The following is a 1,315-nucleotide window of genomic DNA, read 5'->3' as shown; positions in this document are numbered from 1 at the left end:
CGCTTGCATGCCCTGCCGGTTTTTACCCATGTTTTGACCCACAAAGACCTGTACCTGCATACCTGGCAACTGCGCGTACCCGATTCCTCGTTGGAGTGGGGTGCGGGTCAATGGCTCCGCGCGGACGCCTGGCCCGATGTGGGGCTGCCCGCTCCCATTCGCAAACTCTTGCAACAAGGCGCAGCCGCCTGAGTGCTTGCTGTGCCTTTAGCGCGCGTCGAGTTCCCGATGGCGTGTCAGCGTGACCCATTGGGGCGTGAAGTGCTGGCTGAGCTGCTCCACCAGATAGACTGAACGATGTTGCCCGCCCGTGCACCCAATGGCCACCGTTACATAACTTCGGTGGTCGCGCGCCAAGGCGTCGAGCCAGCTTTCCAGGAATTGGGTGATGTGGTTGCGCATCAACTGCACCTCGGCCTGTTCCAGCAAAAAGTCGGCAACCGGCTTGTCCCGTCCGGTCAGTGCGCGCAGCGATGCCTCGTAATGCGGGTTAGGCAACATGCGCACATCAAACACATAGTCTGCATCGCTAGGCACCCCCCGTTTAAACGCAAACGACTCAAAGACCAAAGTGAGTTGCCCGCTGGGCGCAGATATAAGCGCCTTGACATAACCCTGCAACTGGGCTGCGCGGATGATGCTGGAGTCGATCACATGGGCCTGATCGCGCAACACGGCCAGCAGCGTGCGCTCCAACTCAATCGCCTCGACCAACGCGCGGCGTGCATCCTGCGCACGGTTGCCTGGGTCGGGTTGTGAAAGGGGATGCTTGCGCCGCGTTTCGGAGTAGCGACGCACCAGGGTCTCGGTATCGGAGTCCAGAAACAACGACTTCACGTGCACGCCTCGGCTGCGCAGGGTTTCCAGATGGTGGGGCACCAAGGGCAGGGATGTGGCGCTGCGCACATCCATGGCGATGGCGATGCGCCGGGCGTGGTGTTGTTGTTCCAGTTCTACAAAAGGCAGTAGCAGTTCGGGCGGAAGGTTGTCCACGCAGTAAAAACCAGCGTCTTCCAACGCGTGCAGAGCGACCGATTTTCCCGAGCCTGACATGCCGGTGATGAGTACCATCTCCATGGGTTGTGCGCTGTTCTGCATGTGATCAGGCTCCCGACTGCAGCATTTCCTTGGCATGGGCCAGGGTGGTGCTGGAGAGTTTTTCGCCCCCTAACATACGGGCGATTTCCGCGACACGCTGCTCGCCCAATACTGCGGCCACCGTGCTCAAGGTTACTTTGCCACTCATTTGCTTCGCCACTACCAGATGGTGGTCAGCAGTGGATGCGACCTGGGGCAGGTGGGTGACGGCCAGTAC

Annotated in this window: 2 protein-coding genes and 1 pseudogene; 1 reads left to right on the top strand and 2 read right to left on the bottom strand. The window is 60.2% G+C overall.

The genetic code is table 11. The features are described 5' to 3' along the window. Window positions 1-192, top strand: a 192-nt coding sequence (locus AC097P_RS24100) for an NUDIX hydrolase (RefSeq protein ID WP_479612955.1), incomplete at its 5' end; no start/stop codon positions are given. A 15-nt stretch (window positions 193-207) separates the two neighbouring features. Here the strand turns inward: AC097P_RS24100 and rapZ are convergent. Together rapZ and AC097P_RS24090 are read right to left on the bottom strand one after the other, a co-directional pair. Then, complete coding sequence (rapZ, locus tag AC097P_RS24095; RefSeq protein WP_479612954.1) at window positions 208-1,098, bottom strand: RNase adapter RapZ; 891 nt, start codon at window positions 1,096-1,098, stop codon at window positions 208-210. Window positions 1,099-1,102: 4 nt separating this feature from the next. Next, window positions 1,103-1,315, bottom strand: a pseudogene (locus AC097P_RS24090) (DNA repair protein RecN); the annotation flags it as partial.

The organism is Rhodoferax sp. ZS1R8, from assembly GCF_056521325.1.
The sequence above is the reverse complement of the archived record's forward strand: the minus strand, read 5'-3'. Positions and strand labels throughout refer to the sequence as shown.